The following is a 20,807-nucleotide window of genomic DNA, read 5'->3' on the forward strand; positions in this document are numbered from 1 at the left end:
GCCGCGCAGGCGCGGGTCAATAGGGTTGCCCCATTCGCGGGCACTGGCTATTCACGTTGGGCGCGAAGGGGCCGAGCCCCGCGCACCGACGGGACGGGACAAAGGACGAAAACGTGCGCACACGGATTGCCATCAAGACGCATGCTCTGCTTGAGCATTACTTTCCCGAACGCCGCGTCTTTCTGAAATCCGACAGCGACACACGTTTCATCCGCCTGCGGCCCGGCACGCAAATCCTCGGGCTGGCGGGATCGGCCTTTCTGGTCTCTTGGGCCATCATTGCCACCGCCATCATCTTGATGGACAGCATTGGCTCCGGCAATTTTCGCGAACAGGCCAAACGCGACCAGCGCACCTATCAGGCCCGGCTGAACGAGCTTTCCGCGCAGCGCGACCTGCGCGCCGAAGAGGCGCTTGCCGCCCAAGACCGCTTTAACGCCGCGCTGACGCAGATTTCCGTCATGCAGTCCGAACTGCTGGCCTCTGAGACGCGCCGCCGCGAATTGGAGACCGGGATCGAGGTGATCCAATCCACCCTGCGCGACACGATGAAAGACCGCCAGAAGGCCCGGCTGAAACTGGCCGAACTGGAAGGCAGCCTTGAGAACGGCGAAGCGGGCAGCCTGCGCGCCGATGCCGATCAAGCGCCGGTCGATTTCCTTGCCCAAGCCCTTGCCCGGACGGCAGCGGAGCGTGACAAAGTCGTGGTCGACGCGCAGGATGCGCTTTTGCAGGCCGATGAGATGGCCCAAGAAATCGCCCTGATGCGCGATCAGAACGACGCGATCTTCCGCCAGCTTGAAGAGGCGATGAGCGTTTCCGTCGCCCCGCTTGACAAGATGTTCCGCAGCGCGGGCATGCCGACCGACCGTATCCTCGCTACCGTGCGCCGGGGCTATTCGGGCCAAGGCGGGCCGATGACGCCGCTGTCCTTCACCACCCGCGGCGAAGAGCTGAGCCCCGACACACTGCGCGCGAACAAGCTGCTGGGCCAGATGGACCGGTTGAACCTCTACCGCATCGCCGCCGAAAAGGCGCCCTTCGCGAACCCGGTCAAAAACGCTTTCCGCTTCACCAGCCAGTTCGGCTATCGCCGCGACCCCAAGACCGGCGGCCGCCGGATGCACAAGGGCGTCGACTTTGCCGCCGGGATGGGCACGCCGCTTTATGCGACCGCCGATGGCGTGGTGATTCACGCAGGCTGGTCCTCGGGCTATGGCCGTCTGGTCAAGATCCAGCATGAGTTCGGCATTGAGACCCGTTATGCCCACATGTCCAAGCTGCGCGTGAAAGTTGGTCAAAGAGTCTCGCGCGGGCAACATATTGGTGATATGGGAGCATCAGGACGGGTCACCGGTGTCCATCTCCACTATGAAGTCCGCGTAGGTGGCAAGGCTGTTAACCCCATGATCTATATCAAGGCTGCAAACGATGTTTTCTAAAAGCAAAATCAACGATCCCGCCCCTCAGGATGCAGATGTGTCCAAACCGGCACCCTCCGGTGCATCCTCGGCCCCCGCGCCCTCTAAGCAGAGCGAATTCAAGGCCAGCGCGCCCAAGGCCAAGCCGCCTGCGTCCGTTCTGTCTTCGGACCTGCATGTGACCGGCAACATGAAAACGACGGGCGACGTTCAGGTTGAAGGCACAGTCGAAGGCGACATCCGCGCGCATCTGCTGACCATCGGTGAGACGGCGACGATCAAGGGCGAAGTGGTTGCCGATGACGTGGTGATCAATGGCCGTATCGTGGGCCGCGTGCGGGGCCTCAAGGTGCGCCTGACATCGACCGCGCGGGTCGAGGGCGACATCATCCACAAGACCATCGCGATCGAATCCGGCGCGCATTTCGAAGGCTCCGTGCAGCGTCAGGACGACCCGCTGAACCCCGGCGCGAAATCCGCACCCGCGCAGAAGCCGAACCCCGCGTCCTAAGGTTTCGGCAGGCTGAACATTCGCAGGCGTCGCAGACAATGCGGCGCCTGTTTGCTTTTGGGGGGACAGTTTACGCTGCACCCTGCCCGCTTCGCCAATATCAGTAGTTCGGAATATGCGCCGCGCTGCGCTGCTGGCAGACCACTGGCGATAACGCTCATTTCATCACGGCCTGAGCTGGCCGATGCGTGGAGAGGGCAAGCCCACCCCACGCAATGTTAGTTGGGACGTTACTCGGTCACGGTGACCGTTTTCATCACGTCCGGCGTGCCCACGACGGCGCCGTTCGGGCCGGTGCCGCGCTTGATGGCATCGACCACGTCCTGCCCTTCGGTGACCTTGCCGACAACGGTGTACTGACCGTTGAGGAAAGGTGCTTCGTCGAACATGATGAAGAACTGGCTGTTGGCACTGTTCGGGCTCTGGCTACGGGCCATGCCGACGACGCCTTTCTCATAGGCGATGTCCGAGAACTCGGCCTTTAGGTCGGGCTTCTCGGAGCCGCCCATGCCGGCGCGTGCGGTGTCGCCATCGGCGCGGCCAAACTGCACGTCGCCGGTCTGCGCCATGAAACCGTCGATCACGCGGTGGAAGACCACCCCGTCATAGGCGCCTTCTTCGGCCAGTTCGGTGATCTGCGCGACATGTTTGGGCGCCACGTCTTCGAGCAGGTCGATCTTGACGGTGCCATTGGCCTCGCCCGCGACCTCAATCTCGAGCCCGGTGGCCATGGCCGCCGAGCCGAGAAGCGCGAGAACTGCGCTGGAGGTGGCGATCTTACGCATCTGCGGCCACCTTGACGGAGATCATGCGGTCAGGGTTCGCAGGCGGCTCGCCCCGGGTGATCGCATCGACATGCTCCATGCCGGAAATGACCTGCCCGTAAACGGTGTATTGACCGTTGAGGAAGTCATTGTCCTTGAAGTTGATGAAGAACTGGCTGTTGGCGCTGTCGGGGTTGGCCGAACGGGCCGCACCGATGGTGCCGCGTGCGTGGGGCACTTTGGAGAATTCTGCGGGCAGGTTCGGCAGGTCCGAGCCGCCGGTGCCGGCCGCGCGCAGGTTGAAGTTGTCTTCCATGTTGCCGTTGGCCACGTCGCCGGTCTGGGCCATGAAGCCTTCGATCACGCGGTGGAAGGCGACGTTGTCATATTTCCCGGCGCGGGCCAGTTCCTTCATCCGCTCCACATGTTTGGGCGCAAGGTCGGGCATCAATTCGATGGTGACGGTGCCGCCTTTCAGCTCCATCAGGATGGTGTTCTCGGGGTCTTTGATCTCGGCCATGGGGCAATCCTTTGGTTTGTCTTTGCCAGATACCTAAGGAGCTTGGCCGCGATTGCCAAGCCGCGCATTGACCTGAGGCCAGATAACAGCAAAACACAGCGCAAGAGATTGGATTGGGAGAAGACCGATGGGCTGGAAACCACTGGACGATATGGAACTGGGCGGCAAGCGCGTGCTCTTGCGGGTCGACATCAACGTGCCGGTCGAAGAGGGCCGCGTCACCGATGCCACGCGGATCGAGCGGATTGTGCCCACGGTGGACGACATCCTGTCGCGCGGCGGAAAGGTGACGCTGCTGGCGCATTTCGGACGGCCCAAGGGCAAGGTCGTCGAGGAAATGAGCCTTCGCCAAGTCCTCCCCGCGCTGGAAAAGGCACTGGGCCGCGACGTGGCATTCCTGCCATCGCTGGACGCCGCAGGCGACGCGCAGGCCGATCTGCAACTCATGGAAAACATCCGCTTCTACCCCGGTGAAGAAGCCAATGACGAAGATTTCGCCCGCCAATTGGCCGCGCTCGGCGATATCTACTGCAACGATGCTTTCTCTGCCGCGCATCGCGCCCATGCCTCGACCGAGGCGCTGGCGCGGCTGCTGCCCGCTTGCGCGGGCCGTTTGATGCAGGCGGAGCTCTCGGCGCTGGAGACGGCACTGGCCAAGCCCGAGCGCCCGGTGGGCGCTGTCGTGGGCGGGGCCAAAGTCTCCACCAAGATCGCGCTTTTGGAGAACCTCGTGAACCGGCTCGACGTCTTGGTCATCGGCGGCGGCATGGCGAACACCTTCCTCGCCGCACTCGGGGCCGATCTGGGCAAATCGTTGGAAGAGCCAGACTATTACGACACGGCCAAGGACATCATGGCGCAGGCCGAGAGGGCAGGCTGCCGGGTCATCCTGCCCGTCGACGGTCTGGTCTCGCGGGAGTTCGCCAAGGGTGCGGCCCATGAGGTCGCCCCGCTTGGCCCCGATGCGAAGCTCGCGACAGATCAGATGGTGCTCGACGCGGGCCCTGAGACTGTCGCATTGGTCGAGACGGCCTTCGCCGAACTGCGCACCCTGATCTGGAACGGCCCCATGGGGGCCTTTGAAATTCCGCCCTTCGACACCGCCACCGTCGCCGCCGCTCGGGCAGCCGCCGCCAAGACCCGCGAGGGCAAGCTGACCTCCGTCGCCGGGGGCGGTGACACGGTCGCGGCGCTGAACCAAGCGGGCGTGGCGGATGATTTCACCTATATCTCCACCGCCGGGGGCGCTTTCCTTGAATGGATGGAAGGCAAGACCCTGCCCGGCGTCGCCGCATTGGATGGGTCGGCTGCGTAAAAAGGCGTTTACCGCTAAAAACAACGGGTTTCCCGCAATTGTGGGATTCCCATGACGAATCGCCTGTGGCATACTGGTGTCACGTCCGCCAAGAGACGCAGAGGCAGTACCATGACACGCAACACCCGACCGGCTTTCGGCACATTACTGTTCTTCGCAATCGCTTTCGCGCTGAGCCTGTATTTCACCTTTGCCGCCGTGCAGGGGGATTTCGGCCTGTTCCGTCGGACCGAGATCGTGGCCGAGAACCAAAAGCTGAGCGACCGTCTGGCGGAGGTCCGCGCTGAGGTGGCCCGGATGGAAAACCTGACCCGCCGCCTGTCGGACGACTACCTCGACCTTGATCTTCTGGATGAACGCGCGCGCAAAGTGCTGGGCATGGTCCGCACCGATGAGATCGTCATTCGCTGAGCTTTCGCGGCTTATCGTCTCTTGGCCCCTGCCCTGCGCCTGCGGCCTTGCAATCATACGAAATCTCTGGCCTCCTTCGCCTTGTCAGCCGTGGTGCGCGCACCACGTCACAAAGTCTCTCGCAATCCATTCTGGAATGCGTTAGGGAATAGTTTAACGCTAAACTACTTTTGGCACCTGACCAAAGCCGACGGAGGAGACGTCCATGGCCGCGAGGAAATCGAGCAAGAAACCCAATGTCTCGGCGGAGGAGCTGACCAGCTACTACCGCGACATGCTGCTGATCCGGCGGTTTGAAGAGAAAGCCGGACAACTTTACGGCATGGGGCTGATCGGGGGGTTCTGTCACCTCTATATCGGACAAGAAGCGGTCGTTGTCGGCCTTGAGGCCGCCGCCGAGGAAGGCGACAAGCGCATCACCTCCTACCGAGACCACGGCCATATGCTGGCCTGCGGCATGGACCCCAATGGCGTCATGGCCGAGCTGACGGGCCGCGAGGGCGGTTATTCCAAGGGCAAGGGCGGCTCGATGCATATGTTCTCGAAAGAGAAGCATTTTTATGGCGGTCACGGCATTGTAGCGGCGCAGGTGCCGCTTGGCGCGGGCCTTGCCTTTGCCGATCAATACAAGGGCAACGGGCGCGTCACCTTTACCTATTTCGGCGACGGTGCGGCGAACCAGGGCCAGGTCTATGAGACCTTCAATATGGCAGCACTTTGGAAGCTGCCGGTGATCTTTGTCATCGAGAACAACCAATACGCCATGGGCACCTCGCAGCAGCGCTCGACCTCCTCGGCCGAGATCTGGGAGCGCGGCCGCGCCTTCGGCATCCCCGGTGAGGCGGTCGACGGCATGGACGTGCTGGCGGTAAAAGAGGCCGGTCAAAAGGCCGTGGCCCACGCCCGCGAAAACGGGCCGTATATCCTTGAGATCAAGACCTACCGCTACCGCGGCCATTCCATGTCCGACCCCGCGAAATACCGCACCCGCGAAGAGGTCCAGAAAATGCGCGACGAGCGTGACCCGATTGAATCGGTCCGCACCCTGCTGCTCGAAGGCAACCACGCGACCGAGGATGACCTGAAAGCAATCGACAAAGAGATCAAGAAAATCGTGAACGAAAGCGCCGATTTCGCCAAGGAAAGCCCGGAGCCCGCGCTTGAAGAGCTCTGGACCGATATCTACGCAACCGAAGTTCCGCAGGAGGCCTGAAGCAATGGCAACCGAAATTCTCATGCCCGCCCTCAGCCCCACCATGGAAGAAGGCACGCTGGCGAAATGGCTGGTCAAGGAAGGCGACGAAGTCTCCTCTGGTGACATCTTGGCCGAGATCGAGACCGACAAGGCCACGATGGAATTCGAAGCCGTGGACGAAGGCACCATCGGCAAGATCCTCGTCGAGGAAGGCACCGAAGGCGTGAAGGTGAACAGCCCCATCGCCGTGCTGCTCGAAGAAGGCGAAAGCGCCGACGACATCGACACCGCGAAATCCGCCCCCGCCGAGGATAAGGGCGAAGAGGCTAAGCCCGCTGAGGCCAAATCCTCGGACGATGACCGCGAAGCGCCTGCCGAGGGCAAGAAGCAGCCCGAGCCCGACACCAGCCCCGACTGGCCCGAGGGCACCGAGATGAAGCAACAGACCGTGCGCGAAGCCCTGCGCGACGCCATGGCCGAGGAAATGCGCCGCGACGAGAACGTCTTCCTCATGGGCGAGGAAGTGGCCGAGTACCAAGGCGCCTACAAGATTTCCCAAGGTCTGCTGGACGAATTCGGCGCCAAGCGCGTCATCGACACGCCGATCACCGAGCACGGCTTTGCCGGCATCGGCGTCGGCGCGGCCTTCGGCGGTCTGCGCCCCATCGTCGAATTCATGACCTTCAACTTCGCCATGCAGGCGATGGACCAGATCATCAACTCCGCGGCCAAGACGCTTTATATGTCCGGCGGCCAGATGGGCGCGCCCATGGTCTTCCGCGGCCCCAACGGCGCGGCGGCCCGCGTCGGCGCCCAGCACTCCCAAGACTACGCCGCATGGTTCATGCAGATCCCCGGCCTCAAGGTCGCGATGCCCTATTCGGCGAGCGATTACAAAGGCTTGATGAAGACCGCTATCCGCGACCCGAACCCGGTGATCTTCCTTGAGAACGAGATCCTCTACGGCCGCAGCTTCGACGTGCCGGATATCGAGGATTACACCGTCCCCTTCGGGAAGGCCCGGATCTGGCGCGAGGGCGCGGATGTCACCATCGTCAGCTTCGGCATCGGCATGACCTATGCGCTGGAAGCGGCCGAGAAACTGGCCGAAGACGGTATCGAGGCCGAGGTCATCGACCTGCGCACCCTGCGCCCGATGGACACCGAAACGGTGCTTAAATCCGTGATGAAGACCAACCGCTGCGTGACGGTCGAAGAAGGCTGGCCGCAAGGCTCGGTCGGCGGCTACATAAGCGGCGAGATCATGCAGGAGGCGTTCGACTACCTCGACGCCCCGGTCATCACCTGCACCGGCAAGGACGTGCCCATGCCCTATGCCGCCAACCTCGAAAAACACGCGCTGGTCACCACCGACGAGGTGATTGAGGCCGTGCGCAAAGTCACCTACCGGTAAGGAGCGGATCATGCCTACAGAAATTCTCATGCCCGCCCTTTCGCCCACGATGGAGGAAGGCACGCTCGCCAAATGGCTGGTCAAAGAGGGGGACGAGGTCGCCTCGGGCGACATCCTCGCCGAGATTGAGACCGACAAGGCCACGATGGAGTTCGAAGCCGTCGACGAAGGCACTATCGGCAAAATCTTGATCGAGGAAGGCAGCGAAGGCGTAAAGGTGAACACGCCGATCGCCGTGCTGCTCGAGGAAGGCGAAAGCGCCGATGATATCGACAGCGCCGCCCCGGCCAAAGAAGAGAAGCCTCAGGCCGAGGAAGCGGCCAAAGCCGCCGAAGCTGAGACGCCCGAAGCCGGCTATGGCCGCGGTGCGACGGAGGCGAATGACGCGCCGACCAAGAGCGACGCCAAAGCCCCCGCCGCCCCCAAAGACGACAAGGGCGGGCGCATCTTCGCCTCCCCCCTCGCCCGCCGGATCGCTGCGGACAAGGGGCTGGACCTCACCCAAATCGAAGGCAGCGGCCCGCGCGGCCGGATCGTCAAAGCCGATGTGGAAAGCGCCCAGCCGACAGCTGCCGAGGCCGACAGCCCCGCCGCCGCCAAAGACGCCGCGCCGGTGACACAGCCTGCCCCCGCTGGCCCCTCCTCAGACGCCGTGCGCAAGATGTACGAGGACCGCGAGGTCGAAGAGGTCAAGCTCGACGGGATGCGCAAGACCATCGCCGCGCGCCTCACCGAGGCCAAGCAGACGGTCCCGCATTTCTACCTGCGCCGCGATATCCAGATCGACGCGCTGCTGTCCTTCCGCAGCGACCTGAACAAGCAGCTCGAAGCCCGCGGCGTGAAGCTCTCGGTTAACGATTTCATTATCAAAGCCTGCGCGCTGGCGCTGCAATCGGTGCCCGATGCCAACGCCGTTTGGGCCGGGGATCGCATCCTGAAGCTCAAGCCTTCGGACGTGGCCGTGGCCGTGGCCATCGAAGGCGGCCTCTTTACCCCCGTCTTGAAGGACGCCGACACCAAGTCGCTCTCGACCCTCTCGGCGCAGATGAAAGACCTCGCCACCCGCGCTCGCGAACGCAAGCTCGCTCCGCATGAGTATCAGGGCGGCAGCTTCGCCATCTCCAACCTCGGCATGTTCGGGATCGACAACTTCGACGCGGTCATCAACCCGCCGCATGGCGCAATTCTCGCCGTGGGGGCTGGTGTCAAAAAGCCCATCATCGGCAAGGACGGTGAGATCACGGCGGCAACGGTAATGTCCGTGACCCTCTCGGTCGATCACCGCGTGATCGACGGGGCGCTCGGGGCCCAGCTGTTGAACGCGATTGTCAAGAACCTTGAAAATCCGATGATCATGCTGGCCTAAGGGCTGCACCTCACAAACGAAGAAAGCCGGGGCATGCCCCGGCTTTTTATTGCGATATTGGCATCTGCCGTTATTCGGCGTCTGGCCCGAAAAGATGGTTCATCGACATCGACGGCTGATCGCAACCCGCCTCCCCAACAATCCGCGCGGGGATCCCGGCGACGGTTTTGCAGGCGGGCACAGGCTCCAGCACCACCGACCCCGCCGCGATGCGGCTGCAATGACCGATAGAGATATTGCCCAAAACCTTCGCGCCTGCACCGATCAACACGCCATTGCCGATCTTGGGGTGACGGTCCTCTTCCTCTTTGCCGGTGCCGCCAAGGGTCACCGAATGCAGCATCGAGACGTTGTCGCCCACCACCGCCGTCTCACCGATGACGATGGAATGCGCGTGGTCGATCATGATGCCCTTGCCCATCTTGGCCGCCGGATGGATATCCACGCCAAAAATCTCGCTCACCCGCATCTGGATGAAATAGGCCAGATCGCGCTTGCCCTTGGCATAGAGGTAGTGGCCCACACGGTAGGCCTGCACCGCCTGATAGCCTTTGAAATACAGAATCGGCTGCAACAACCGGTGGCAGGCCGGGTCGCGGTCATAGATGGCCACGAGATCGGCACGCGCCGCGGCGACGAGGTCCGGGTCTTCGGCATAGGCTTCTTCGACCATCTCACGCACGACCATCATCGACATCTCGTTCGACGAAAGCTTGGCCGCGATGCGGTAGGAAAGCGCATTCTCGATCGATTTATGGTGCAGGATACAGGCATGTACAAAGCCGCCGATCAACGGCTCATCACGCACCGCATCCTCGGCCTCTTGCTGAATCTGGTCCCAAACCGGGTCCACTTTCGAGATATTTCTGCGTGTCTGCGCCATGGCACGGGCTCCTTCACTCTGCCGTAAGGGTAGCTCATGCAATAGCGTAGGACCATTTGTAAATCCGCACATGATCAAAATCGTGATAACGCGCGGGCCTATCCGGAAACGGTCAAACCTGTAGTCGGCCCCGCGCCATATGTGGCCGAGACCTGCGCCACCCTCACGTCAAACGCTCCGCTGACGCCATCCGCCGCCCGTGCCGCAGTGCTGTAGGTCCACCGCGGCGTATCGACCAGCACCTCCCGCCGTTGCTCGTTGCCTTCGTAAACGCGTAAGAGATAGCGTTCACTCTCCTCGCCAAGCGGCACCTCCGGCCCCTCCCAAGGGTCGCCGTCGATCCGCGTTCGACGAATCCAGCTAAGGGTGATATCGCCACTGGCCCCAGCCTCGGCCCGCAGATGACAGGGGCTGTAGGGCCGCAGACCATTCCCGTCAAAGGCATGAACCTGATGCAGGTAAGAGGGGTCATCCACCGGTCGCCGCGCAGGCCCGATGCGGTAATGCTGTGCCACACGGCGCAGATGCGGGCTCAGCTCGACCTGCTGTGGCGTCCCGTTCATCAGCACAAAGCGGGACCCGGCGGGCCAAACCTCGGGCATCAACCCATCGCTGCCCGCCTGCCCGCGCAAACGACCCGTCAGCCAATAGGTCATCGGGGCGACAAGCTGCGCCTCCTCAAACTGGAACAACTCCCAACGGTCCGCGCTCCCATCCCCAATGGCGGCAAGGTTCGCCCCATTCAAAAGCGCCTCTCTGCTAACGGACTGAAGGCTGCCGCTGGTTAATTTGACCTCCAGCACCGGCCCCGCGTCAATCAACCCTGGTCGTGCCGCGCTTAGCGGCGTTTGGGTAACGCCCATGATCGACCGGTTCGCCACGATGGCGTTCAGCGCATAATCCGAATCCACGGCAGAGCGGTAGACCGCGACGGACCCCGGCCAAGGGGTCGCCGTCACCGCCAGATGCGGCGCATGGGGCACCTCATCTCCGCGCAAAAGCGGCAGGTCCATGAACTGCGGCAGAACCGGCAGCGGCGGAACGAAGGGGCGCAGCGCTGCAAGTTCTTCATCAAGCGGTGCGGGATCATAGACTTCGGGCTCAATTCGAACGGCGTCGATCAGCAGGGAACCGGCCTGTTCCACCCGGTCGACGCGGTAGCGCCCCGGCCCCTCCGCCCCATCTCCCGGCAGTTCGATCACATCCCCCGCCCCGACAGCCATCCGCGACGGCGGCAATGCCAGCCGCAGCGTCTCACGCGCGACACGCGCTTCGGTCAGCCAGCGTTCGGCCACCTGCCGCCCCTCGCCCCGGGTCAAGGCCATGTTCAGGTCGGTCCCGGTAACCGCATGGGTCGCCTCATCCGCCAGAACCGCCTCTTCGGCAATCGGGTCAAAATCCGCATCGGCCTGAACGAACCGCAGCCGCACACGGCCCGAGACTTCGGCCTCCGCCTCACGCAACTGCTCGGTTAGCCCGCTCAGGTCGGGGTGAACCGCGAGACGATCAGGGTCGAGGGGCAGCGCATCTGCCCCGTCACGCATCCGAAACTGCAAGACCCCATCGCGTTCGATCGCGTCAAAACCATAACGCAGCATCAGCGGTTGCAGCGCGGCCCGCGCCTCGCCAACCTCGGCAACCGTATAGCCGCGCACATAGCCGAACAGCGCGGAGGTATCGAAATGCACCACACCCGCCCGGCGGCAAATTTCGCCCACAACCGAGGCCAGCGACCGCGCCGAGGCGCGCCCGTTCAGCCAGTGGCCACGGCTGTAATTCTCCCCATCGCTCCAGAGATCGACATTGTTGGGGAAGAAGGGAAACGGCCGCGTGTCCCATGCCCAGACGAAGGCGCGCGTCATATCCAGCATCGGCGCGCCATATTCCTCCGAGATCGGGTTATGCGCCGGATCGCGCCAGTAGTCCGAGATCGCCCGCAGATATTGCATCTGCATCAGATCGTCCCGTGCGCCGGTGGAATAATGCGGCAAGGCGCTTTCCGAGCTTTTCAGATCGAGGAACTTGTTGGGCTGGTTCGCCCCTTTGTCGATGGCCGCGCAGCCGTATTCCGTGAACCAGATCGGTTTCGACATCGGCTGCCATTCCGTTGGAGCGGCTTGCCGCTGCCCGCCGATACGGGGGTGGTGCGGGCTCTCCCACCAACGACGCAGGTCTTTGTGACGATACACCCAAGGCTCATCATGCGCGTCATCGGTGATCGGCGTGCGGATCTGCGCGTCGCGGGCCTCGGGCGAATGGTAGTACCAGTCATAGCCCTCGCCGCCTTCGATGTTGGATTTCAGATAGCCGACATCATAGATCGCGGGCCAGTTCTCGCCGTCCAGATGCCCTTCCTCATCGCGCCAATCGGACAGCGGCATGTAGTTGTCGATCCCGATGAAATCGATCTGCGGATCTGCCCATAGCGGATCAAGGTGAAAGAAGACATCGCCGCTGCCATCCTGTGGATGATAGCCGAAATACTCAGACCAATCAGCGGCATAGCTGATCTTGACCTCCGGCCCCAACAAGGCGCGCACCTCGCCGGCCAAGGCCCGCAGCGCGGCCACCGCGGGAAAGCTGTTGCCTGCCGCGCGTATCTGCGTCAGCCCCCGCATCTCCGAGGAGATGCAAAACGCCTCGACCCCGCCTGCCGCGGCGCAAAGCGCGGCATAGTGCAAGATGAAGCGCGACAGGGTCCATTCCTCGGGGCCACTGTAGACGACCGAGCCTTCGCCCACCGCGAAATCCGCAGCCGTGACGGTTCCGAAAAACGCCGCCACCTCAGCCTCTGCCGCCGCCGTACCGCCCGGGCTGCCCGGTCGCCCCGGGGCCACCGAAAGCGTGATCCGTCCGCGCCACGGCAAGCGGGGCTGGTCCTCGGCATCGCTATAGGGGTCCGGGAGCCCGTTTCCTTCGATCTGATCCATCAAGATAAACGGATAGAACATCACCGCCTTGCCCGCTGTCTTCAGCGCGTGAATGGCCTCGACCACCGCCGCATCGGCGGGCGTGCCGCCGTAGATCGGGCGCGCGTCTTGCTGGGTGATCACCTGTGCCGTGCCACGCGTCAGGCCAGAGACTCGCCAAGGCATGTTCTCCCCATCGATATCCGGGTCTTCGACCTTGGGCCGCAGGCGACAGTCGCCGCAGCGCAGATCGCCGCCAAACCACGACACGACGAGAGAGGCCGCTTCCAACCGTGGCAATTCCTCGGTCAAGCTTTCCAACGACACCGCAAAATCGGTCTTAGCGGCGGGCGAGTTCACATTGGCGCTCCACCGGCTGCCGGGGCCGTCGGTGTAATGCACCGGGGTCGTCGCCAGCGCGTATTCCCCCGTGCCGGGGATCAAGGCGACCCCCTGAACACCATAGGCGGGCGCATGCTCCCACCCCGGCGCTTGCGGCTGCTCTGGGCGCAGCACCTCGAAAGAGAACTGCGGCACCCGGTTGCCAAATTGCGCAAGCGGGAGGTCTTCCATCACCACATAGGCCGTGCCGCGATAGGCGGGCGCCCGGTCCGCGCCCTCGATCGCGGCGATGGTCGGGTCAGGCTGCTGGTCCGCGGCGCCTCGGTAAACGCGCATATTCAGATCGTCCGGGGCAATCTCCTCCCCATCCGCCCAGATGCGCCCGACGCTGGTGATCTCCGCTTCGCAAAGCGCGATGGCAAGGCTGACGGTATAGCTGTATTCGGTCGTCTTCGGCGTCGGCGGGCCGCCCTTGCCGCCGCCGCTGACTTGGGTGACCTCTTGGAACTGCGAGGCCCAGATGACATGCCCCGCCAGTCGCATCCGCCCGTAAAGCTGCGGGATCGCCGCCCCCTCGCCCGAGCCTGTCAGGCGAAAGCGATCCACCTTACCGGTCTCGACCGCCTCCCCGCCTTGGCCCAGCAAGCGTTGATCCACCAATCGCCCAAGGCTCGCCCCCACTGCGCGGCCCACCGCGACCGAAGACAGCCCCGCCAGCGTGCCCCCGATGGAGCCGCCAACCGCCGCCCCCGCTGCCGAAAGAACAATCGTCGCCATCAGGAGACCTCCTCAGGAAATACAAATCGCGCCACGATGCGCCGCTGCCATGGCGGGCTGAGCGGGCTTTCCACCACTCCATGCCGCGCATAGGCGTGAATGAAACTGGCGCTGACCCCGACGCTCGCCTGCAGCCCAAGGTGCTTTGCCACCGCGCCCTGCCGCATTCGGAAAAGCAGCACGTCACCGGGGGCCGCATCATCGCTGTCTTTCATCGCCATGTGCCGCAGCGCCGCCGCCCAGAGCCGCTCCTCCCCCTGCGGCTCGGACCAATCCATCGAATAGGCCGGGACCGCCTCAGGCTCCGCGCCAAGCAACTCCCGCCAAAGCCCCCGGATCAGCCCCAGACAATCGCAGCCCGCCCCCTTTGTCGCGGCCTGATGCACATAGGGCGTGCCGATCCATCCGCGGGCGGCCTGCACCAAACGCTCCCCCGCAGCACTCATCGGCGTGACCCGCCGCCATTCGCACCGTCTGCTCGGGGCACCGCCATCATCCAATCCTCCCCCGGCAAATCGGGAAAGCCGCGGTAGTTCAGCAGGTTGTTGAATTTCAGCCGACAGGTCTCCATCCGCTTGTCGCAGCCTGCGGTAAGCCGGACACGGGTGCCCGCCGCCACCGCGCCGCGGATCGGCTGCCAAAGCTCGATCACGCGCTGCCCGTCCTCATGGTAGTCACGTTTGACCATGCCCCAGAGCCCCGCCGCTGGCCCCTCCAGCACATCGAGCCGCCCCCGGGCAAACCAACCTTCCTCGTAGCCCGGGAACGCGGTCCAACGGAAATACTGCGCCTCCGCAATCGTCTCGACCACACGCGTCTCAGCATAGCCGGGTGCGGTGAGATCGAACCGGCACTTGCCATCTCCCAACACCGCCGAACAGGGCTTTTGATAGACCCGCCCCATGGGCCGGTTGAGCGGTTCCGTCAGCCCGCGCAACTCGGCGCGAAAGCTGCCCCCCGCGCGGTGCAACTCACCGATTGAGCCGCGAAATTGCAGCCGCCGCTGCGCGGGCTCCGCCCAGTTCACCAGCCACGCCTGCACCTCGGCGCCATCAAAGCGCCCCTGTTCGATTTCATCCTCGCGGATCGCATCATCGCTGAGCGCGCCAAGCGCCTCTGTGTTATCAACCGACAACCCGCTGGTCTGGTCCAGCGCCCTCGCGCTCAGCCCTGTATCGGCGCGAAAGGTGACCCCGTCGAACATCAGCGGCATGTCGTGGTCGGTAAAGGCAAATACCACCCCATCCGCGCGCGTGACCTGCCAGCAATGGCAGAGCGTCGTCACCCCCTGCGCGATATGGGCTGCAAAGCCCCCGTTCAGCCCCGCCATCAGACCCGCACCTCGATCACCGGCACGTCGGGCACCTGCCCGGCCTGAAAACTCTCGACCGAGACCAGAATTCGGTCGGTATCAAAGCGCACCGGCACGTCGAACTCGAAGCCCGCGAAAATCTCGATCTCAGGGTCGGGCGGATGGGCAAAGGTGATGATCCCGCTCTCTGCGTCGACCTCATATTCGACGCCCTCGCGCAGCGCATCCTGCTCCAGCCCCACGCGCACGGTCCCCGCGACCGGTTTGGTGATCGGACGGCGATAGGACTGCGCCCCCGAGCGGTAGGTCTTGGTCAGTTGAAACGCCGCCCGGACCCCATCCCCATAGCCGATGCTCTGGTCGTCGAAAGCCACCGGAAGCGCCATCTTGCCCGACTTATAATCGGCCCAATCCTTCCAGCGAAACCCGTACATCTGCCCCATGCGCGCCTCAAAAAAGGCGATCAGCACCTGTAGATCGTCGATCGAGCGCATCCCCAACCCGGCGTCATAGACCCGCCGCGAATGGGCCCAGGGCGTGTTACGCTCCTCATGACCATTGGCCAAGCTGACCACATCTGTCTGCCGTTGCGGCCCCCCGACAAAGCCAAAGCTTAGCGACGGGGGAAATCTGACCTCGTGAAACTGCATGATCTGCTCCTTTATCAGCCGCGCGGCCTATCGGTTGCGGTTGCCGGTGCTGAGGGCACGGCTCAACTGTGCGGCAATCTGGCTTTGGCTGCGCTGAAACCCCTGCACATCGGGGGTGGTGATGTTCATCACGATGGTCGTCGCGCCGCCACCCATGCCGCGCACGCCCAGCTTGCCATCCGCCCCTCGCGCCAAGGGCATGATCGCCTCCGGCCCGGCCTCTCCCATCAGCCCCGTGCCGCCGCGCATGGGAAAGGCCGTGGCCGAGGTCACCACACCGCCCTGCGCGAAGGGCATGACCTTACCTTGCGAGAAAGGCGCGCCATCGGCGAAGGGCAATATCCCCTCCACAATGCTGCCCACGCCCTCGCTGATCAGCCCGCCGAAATGGTCCGTCACCGGGCGCATCGCGGCATTGTAAGTCGTGCGGATCATCGATTGCGCCAAGTCGCTTAGCGCGTCCGAGAGTTTGGCCCCGTCAAAGACCACCCCATCAAAGGCCCGCCTCAATCCACGGCTGAGCCCTTTCTCAAGGGTCGCCACGTCTTTGCCCGTCGCGGCAAGCGCGCCGCGCATCCGCCGTAGCTCACCGTCGAACCCGGCCACCAAACCGCTGGTCTGCGCCAGCGTCTCATTCAGCCCCTCGGCCCGGCTCTCAAGGTTCTCGAAATCGTCAAAGTCAGCCATCACCGGCCCCTTTCGTCTCATCTGGATAGGCCGCCATCAGCGCGGCGAGACCGTCGCTCAGCAGCGGCGTGGGGCCAGACTTCGGCCCCAGCATCAACTGCAACTCCGCCGGCGTCAGCGCCCAGAATTGTTCCGGCGGCAGCCCCAATCGCGACAGCCCCACACGCAGCAACGCGGGCCAGTCAAAGCCGCTTGCCGCGCTCACGGCTGCACCGTAAAGGCCCGCGCCAGCAATTCCGCCGCCGCCCGCGCCGCCGCCATCGGCCCGCCCTCGATCTGCGCGTGCTCAAGCGTGGCGGCATCCATCTCCGCCCCACCCCCGCGCAGCCCGGCAAGCAACAGGGCCAAGACATCGCGGCTCGAAAAACGATTGTTTTCAAACCGCTCTACCAAGGCCACGAGGCTGTCGGCCTGCAACGCCGCCTCCAACTCGGCCAAGGCCCCAAGGGTCAGCCGCGCCTCATGACGTTCACCATCAATCACGAGGCTCACCTCGCCGCGCCATGGGTTCGTCATGCTCACACCACCACGTCGGGGGTAAAGATCAGCTCCCCCGCCGATTGCAGGCTAAGTTCAAAGGTGGCCTCCCCATTCAGCGACCCCGCGTATTCCAAAGTGGAGACCTGAAACGGCCCCTGCACCACGCCGAAATCCGGAATGATCACCTGAAAGTCCGGCGTCAGCCCGTTGAAAAACAACTGCCGCGCCCGTTCATCCGTGCCCGCATCGCGAAACACCCCCGACCCGCTGATCGCGGCCGAGCGGACACCGGCACCCGCCAGCAATTCCCGCCAACCGCCGCTGGAATCGAGCGAGGTCACATCCACCGTTTCGGCATTGAAACTCACCCGTTTGGCCCTGAGCCCGGCGATCGTCTCGAACTGTCCGTCGCTGGTCATATCCACTTTGACCAAAAGGTCCTTGCCCGCTTGAACTGCCATCACTGTCTCCTCGCACCAATCTGAAATCTAAAGTCTTATGCGTCCGCGACCCGGGCGCGGAATTGCAGGTCGATCCGCCGGGCAGAGGCCCCGTCGATCCGCCGCGCCGTCGCCTTGAGAAAGGCCATATCGACCACATGCCCGCGGCTAAGCGCCGGTTCCGCCCCATGCAGCAGGTCTGAGATCACCGCCGCGCAGCCCTTCGCCGTGCTGAACCCCGGCGCGCTGGTGACCACCGACAGGGTCAGGCGATGCTCCGCCCCCGCGCCCTGCGGGTCCGACAGGTCCTTCGCCACCTCTTGGCCCAAGAGCACATAGGTCTCTGGCAGGCTCCCCCCCGGCACCGCGTCAAAGACTGCGTCACCGATCAGCGCGGTGACCCCCGGATCGCTCTGCAACAGGTCATAAACCGCCGCCTGCAATGCCCCTGAAAGCGCATAGGTCATACCGCCACCTCCTCATCGGCAAAACAGATCAGATACCGCCCGCCCGCATCGCTTTCGGCCACCGCCCGGATCACGAAGACCCGCGTGCCCTCGCGAAACCGCTGCTCGGGGGTTGGTCGCTGCGGAGCACCTTCCGGCGCCGCACGCACTGTGATCTTGACCCCCATCCGGCTGACGGCCACCCCGCCCTGCGCAGTCTCCCGCCCCGTCCGCGCGCGCACCTCGGCCCAAAGGGTGCCCACGGGCTGCCAGACCTCGCGATGCCCTCCCGCGCCATCGCTCACGCGCTGCGGCGCTTCCAATACAAGGGGCCGGTTCAACTGCGGGCGGCTCATGCCGTTCCCCCAAAGCCGAGGCGCACCCTGCGGTAGCGTTCGATCAGGCTGCTGACGCCAAAGGGCATGCACCCTTCGCCAAGCGCCGTGTCGTCGCGGTATTCATAGTAATGCGCCGCCAGCAGCATCACCGCTTGGGCCAGATCATCCGGCATTCCACTCCAATCGGCGGCCATGCCCGCATCGAAATTGATCAGCGCGGCCCCCGCGCTTGGGATGCGCGGCAGGGCGGCGGTGCTGGCTCGAAGACGCGGCGCTTGCGCATCGCGTTCCAGCCAGTAGCGCTCGGGGTCCACCGCCGTCTCCATCCCGTCCCGCGCCACAAGCGCCAGCCGCACGATCTCTTGCACCGGGGCCACGGGCAAGACCTGCGCCGCGGCATCGCGCCAAAAGGTCAGCGACAGGGCAAAACGCCGAATGATCAACACCTTGCCCGTCCGCGCCTCCACCGCCGCCATCGCCGCGCGCAGGAAGCTGCGCAACACCGGGTCTTGAAGGCCGTCCTGCGCAAAGCCGGTGCCAAGGCGCAGATGCATTCTGAAGGCCTCAACCGGCAAGACCGCATCCGGCACATTTGTCTCTTCGATCAACATCATCGAACGTCTCCAAAAATCGCTCCCGCGCCCCTTGGGGCCATGCGGTTGTTCCCGGACGCGCACCGGTTGCATTGCTCGGTCGGAGGGGAGCAGCTAGACAACGCAACCTCGCAGGCGCACGTCCGGACCGGGGCCAAGTTGCCCCGGCCCCGGCTTCGGCACCGGCTTACGCCAGGCCGAATTTCATCAGCTTGATCGCCGCGAAATCGCTCACGTCGCCGCCGACACGTTTGGTGGCATAGAACAGCACATGCGGCTTGGCGCTGAACGGGTCGCGCAGGATCCGCAGATCGGGGCGCTCGGCCACGGTGTAGCCTGCGGAAAAGTCGCCAAAGGCGATGGCCATCGCATCGGTCGCCGGATCGGGCATGTCCTCTGCCACCAGCACCGGATAGCCCATGAGCCGCGCAGGCTCGCCTGCCGCCAACCCGTCGGACCACAGGAACCGCCCATCGGTGTCTTTCAACTTGCGCACCTTGGCCGTGGTCTTTGAGTTCATCACGAAAACCGCGTTCTTGCGGTAAGCCGCGCCAAGGGCATAGACCAACTCGATGATCGCATCCGCCTCGGGGTTGGCGTTGGTGCCGCTGGGGACATAGCCCAGATTGCCCCAGGTCCAGACGTCGTTGTTGACCGCCGGATGGCTCAGAAAACCGGTGGGCTTGTCGATGCCGTCACCGCTGACAAAGGCCGCCGCTTCGGCCCGTGCAAATTTGTCGGCGATACGCCCCGCCAGCCAACCTTCGATATCAAAGGCACTGTCATCCAGCAGACGTTGGCTCGCCTTGGGCAGCGCGCTCAGCTCATGCAGCGGCACAGTGATCCGGTCGATCTGGGGCGTGTCCGTCTCGGCCTGCGCGCCGCTTTCGGTCGCCCAACCAGCGCCCACATCGGCGTGATCGACCAGTACGTCATAAGAGGTGGCCTCCACCTGCACCACCGAGGCAATCGCGCGGATCGACGCCCCTGCGTTCAGCACAGATTGCACCCGGTCTGCCGTCTGCGGATCCACCAGATAGCCACCATCCGAATTGACCGCCGTCGACATCGATTTGCCATCCAGTTCCAGCCCCCGCAGCCCGTCGTCATCGCCGTTGCGCAGATAGGCGTCAAAGGCTTTCTTATGCGGCGCATCGTGATCGATCGCGCCCCCCAAGGGGCTGCGGGCAGGCAGGGTCATCTTGCGGTCCATCATGGCAATTCGCTCTTCTGATTGTTGAAGTTTCGTATTGATCTCGGCCCGAAAGCCATTGAAGTCACTGACAAAACCGCTCACGGCCTGCCGCACTTCCTCCGCCGGAGACAGGTCTTTGCCCGCCTTTGTGCTCATCTCACTCTTGGTCATCGCTTTTCCTTCGATCTGCTCAGTCAAACTCAGGCTCAGCCCCGCACCATCTCGGCCCGCGCGGCATCAAAGGCCGCCGCCATCTCGCGCAGCACATGACCCACGGCCCTGAACTCCCCCTTCGCCCCGACCCGCGCCAAGGGCAGCATCGGAAAGGTCACCAAAGACACCTCCCAAAGCTCCAGTTCCGACAACAGCCGCAGCCCTTTGGTGGTCTTGCCCGCCTTCACGGTGCGGTAGCCGATGCTGAGCCCGTCGATGGCCCCCGCCTCGATCAGCGCCGCCGCCTCCCGGCCCTTGGCCACAGTGCTAAGGATGCGCCCCTTGACCCAAAGACCCCGGCCATCCTCGCGCACCTCGTCCCAGACGCCGATGGGCTGGGCCGGGTCATGCTGCCACAGCATCTTGACGCTGCGTCCCGCCTTCGCGATGGCCGCAAGGCTCGCTGCATAGGCCCCCGCCTCAACCACATCGCCGCCCTGATCGACCGCGCCAAAAAGGCTGGCGTAGCCGCTGATCTCCAGCCCATCCTCGACCGGCGTCACGCTGCCGAAGCGGGCAAATTTATGCTCCAACCCGCTGCCCGCAGGCACAGCTTCCCCGTTCTCCGGCCAGCCGCCGGAGGCATCCAATTGATAAGTCATCGTATTTTCCCTCGTTCAGCCCG

General features: G+C 63.9%; 23 protein-coding genes. 7 read left to right on the forward strand and 16 right to left on the reverse strand.

Annotation, left to right across the window (positions count from 1 at the left end; genetic code table 11):
* Positions 1-113: 113 nt before the first annotated feature.
* Positions 114-1,442, forward strand: coding sequence for a M23 family metallopeptidase (locus ACGYLI_RS06170; RefSeq protein WP_067265396.1), 1,329 nt, complete (start codon positions 114-116; stop codon positions 1,440-1,442).
* Complete coding sequence (locus ACGYLI_RS06175; protein ID WP_209217613.1) at positions 1,432-1,932, forward strand: polymer-forming cytoskeletal protein; 501 nt, start codon at positions 1,432-1,434, stop codon at positions 1,930-1,932. The genes ACGYLI_RS06170 and ACGYLI_RS06175 overlap by 11 nt, the downstream gene beginning before the upstream one ends.
* Positions 1,933-2,162: 230 nt before the next feature.
* On the opposite strand, the gene ACGYLI_RS06180 is transcribed toward ACGYLI_RS06175, so the two are convergent.
* Both ACGYLI_RS06180 and ACGYLI_RS06185 read right to left on the reverse strand, forming a co-directional pair.
* Positions 2,163-2,717 (reverse strand): peptidylprolyl isomerase, encoded by a 555-nt coding sequence (locus ACGYLI_RS06180; RefSeq protein ID WP_394418145.1) that lies wholly within the window; start codon positions 2,715-2,717, stop codon positions 2,163-2,165.
* Positions 2,710-3,216 (reverse strand): peptidylprolyl isomerase, encoded by a 507-nt coding sequence (locus ACGYLI_RS06185; protein ID WP_174858656.1) that lies wholly within the window; start codon positions 3,214-3,216, stop codon positions 2,710-2,712. The genes ACGYLI_RS06180 and ACGYLI_RS06185 overlap by 8 nt, the downstream gene beginning before the upstream one ends.
* 127 nt (positions 3,217-3,343) lie before the next feature.
* Here ACGYLI_RS06185 and ACGYLI_RS06190 point away from each other — a divergent pair, with 127 nt between their 5' ends.
* The 5 genes from ACGYLI_RS06190 (at position 3,344) to ACGYLI_RS06210 (ending at position 8,917) form a co-directional block, all read left to right on the forward strand.
* Positions 3,344-4,531, forward strand: coding sequence for a phosphoglycerate kinase (locus ACGYLI_RS06190; protein ID WP_394418148.1), 1,188 nt, complete (start codon positions 3,344-3,346; stop codon positions 4,529-4,531).
* 111 nt (positions 4,532-4,642) lie between these two features.
* Entirely contained in the window at positions 4,643-4,942 is a 300-nt protein-coding gene (locus tag ACGYLI_RS06195; RefSeq protein WP_067265383.1) for a septum formation initiator family protein, read from the forward strand.
* Between the two features lie 205 nt (positions 4,943-5,147).
* Entirely contained in the window at positions 5,148-6,155 is a 1,008-nt protein-coding gene (pdhA, locus tag ACGYLI_RS06200) for a pyruvate dehydrogenase (acetyl-transferring) E1 component subunit alpha (protein WP_394418151.1), read from the forward strand.
* Positions 6,156-6,159: 4 nt separating this feature from the next.
* Positions 6,160-7,551, forward strand: coding sequence for a pyruvate dehydrogenase complex E1 component subunit beta (locus ACGYLI_RS06205; RefSeq protein WP_394418154.1), 1,392 nt, complete (start codon positions 6,160-6,162; stop codon positions 7,549-7,551).
* Positions 7,552-7,561: 10 nt separating this feature from the next.
* Positions 7,562-8,917 carry a pyruvate dehydrogenase complex dihydrolipoamide acetyltransferase gene (locus ACGYLI_RS06210; protein ID WP_394418157.1) on the forward strand — a complete coding sequence of 452 codons (1,356 nt, stop codon included), beginning with the start codon at positions 7,562-7,564 and terminating at the stop codon, positions 8,915-8,917.
* 70 nt (positions 8,918-8,987) lie between these two features.
* Here the strand turns inward: ACGYLI_RS06210 and cysE are convergent, their stop codons facing one another.
* From cysE to ACGYLI_RS06280, 14 genes are all read right to left on the reverse strand, one after another.
* Positions 8,988-9,800, reverse strand: coding sequence for a serine O-acetyltransferase (gene cysE / locus ACGYLI_RS06215; protein ID WP_209217607.1), 813 nt, complete (start codon positions 9,798-9,800; stop codon positions 8,988-8,990).
* Between the two features lie 98 nt (positions 9,801-9,898).
* Complete coding sequence (locus ACGYLI_RS06220; protein WP_394418160.1) at positions 9,899-13,828, reverse strand: glycoside hydrolase/phage tail family protein; 3,930 nt, start codon at positions 13,826-13,828, stop codon at positions 9,899-9,901.
* The gene (locus ACGYLI_RS06225) at positions 13,828-14,274 is read right to left on the reverse strand and encodes an NlpC/P60 family protein (protein WP_394418163.1); all 447 of its coding nucleotides are present in this window, start codon (positions 14,272-14,274) and stop codon (positions 13,828-13,830) included. The genes ACGYLI_RS06220 and ACGYLI_RS06225 overlap by 1 nt, the downstream gene beginning before the upstream one ends.
* On the reverse strand, positions 14,271-15,158 hold the full coding sequence (locus ACGYLI_RS06230; protein WP_394418165.1) for a DUF2163 domain-containing protein: 888 nt from the start codon (positions 15,156-15,158) through the stop codon (positions 14,271-14,273). The genes ACGYLI_RS06225 and ACGYLI_RS06230 overlap by 4 nt, the downstream gene beginning before the upstream one ends.
* On the reverse strand, positions 15,158-15,790 hold the full coding sequence (locus tag ACGYLI_RS06235) for a TIGR02217 family protein (RefSeq protein ID WP_394418168.1): 633 nt from the start codon (positions 15,788-15,790) through the stop codon (positions 15,158-15,160). Before ACGYLI_RS06235 ends, ACGYLI_RS06230 begins: the two co-directional genes overlap by 1 nt.
* Positions 15,791-15,817: 27 nt before the next feature.
* On the reverse strand, positions 15,818-16,477 hold the full coding sequence (locus ACGYLI_RS06240) for a phage tail tape measure protein (RefSeq protein ID WP_394418171.1): 660 nt from the start codon (positions 16,475-16,477) through the stop codon (positions 15,818-15,820).
* Positions 16,470-16,682 carry a rcc01693 family protein gene (locus ACGYLI_RS06245; RefSeq protein ID WP_394418173.1) on the reverse strand — a complete coding sequence of 71 codons (213 nt, stop codon included), beginning with the start codon at positions 16,680-16,682 and terminating at the stop codon, positions 16,470-16,472. The genes ACGYLI_RS06240 and ACGYLI_RS06245 overlap by 8 nt, the downstream gene beginning before the upstream one ends.
* Positions 16,679-16,993 (reverse strand): gene transfer agent family protein, encoded by a 315-nt coding sequence (locus ACGYLI_RS06250; protein ID WP_394418175.1) that lies wholly within the window; start codon positions 16,991-16,993, stop codon positions 16,679-16,681. Before ACGYLI_RS06250 ends, ACGYLI_RS06245 begins: the two co-directional genes overlap by 4 nt.
* 2 nt (positions 16,994-16,995) lie before the next feature.
* Positions 16,996-17,418, reverse strand: coding sequence for a phage major tail protein, TP901-1 family (locus ACGYLI_RS06255; protein ID WP_394418178.1), 423 nt, complete (start codon positions 17,416-17,418; stop codon positions 16,996-16,998).
* 35 nt (positions 17,419-17,453) lie between these two features.
* Complete coding sequence (locus tag ACGYLI_RS06260; protein ID WP_394418180.1) at positions 17,454-17,864, reverse strand: DUF3168 domain-containing protein; 411 nt, start codon at positions 17,862-17,864, stop codon at positions 17,454-17,456.
* A complete protein-coding gene (locus ACGYLI_RS06265) occupies positions 17,861-18,199 on the reverse strand; it encodes a head-tail adaptor protein (RefSeq protein ID WP_168612782.1) in 339 nt (112 codons plus the stop codon). Before ACGYLI_RS06265 ends, ACGYLI_RS06260 begins: the two co-directional genes overlap by 4 nt.
* Entirely contained in the window at positions 18,196-18,795 is a 600-nt protein-coding gene (locus ACGYLI_RS06270; RefSeq protein WP_394418183.1) for a head-tail connector protein, read from the reverse strand. Before ACGYLI_RS06270 ends, ACGYLI_RS06265 begins: the two co-directional genes overlap by 4 nt.
* Before the next feature lie 166 nt (positions 18,796-18,961).
* Entirely contained in the window at positions 18,962-20,140 is a 1,179-nt protein-coding gene (locus ACGYLI_RS06275; RefSeq protein WP_394418185.1) for a phage major capsid protein, read from the reverse strand.
* A gap of 35 nt (positions 20,141-20,175) precedes the next feature.
* Positions 20,176-20,784, reverse strand: coding sequence for an HK97 family phage prohead protease (locus ACGYLI_RS06280; protein ID WP_394418188.1), 609 nt, complete (start codon positions 20,782-20,784; stop codon positions 20,176-20,178).
* Positions 20,785-20,807 lie beyond the last annotated feature (23 nt).

Source organism: Sulfitobacter sp. 1A13421, from assembly GCF_043557285.1.
GTDB lineage: Bacteria > Pseudomonadota > Alphaproteobacteria > Rhodobacterales > Rhodobacteraceae > Sulfitobacter > Sulfitobacter faviae.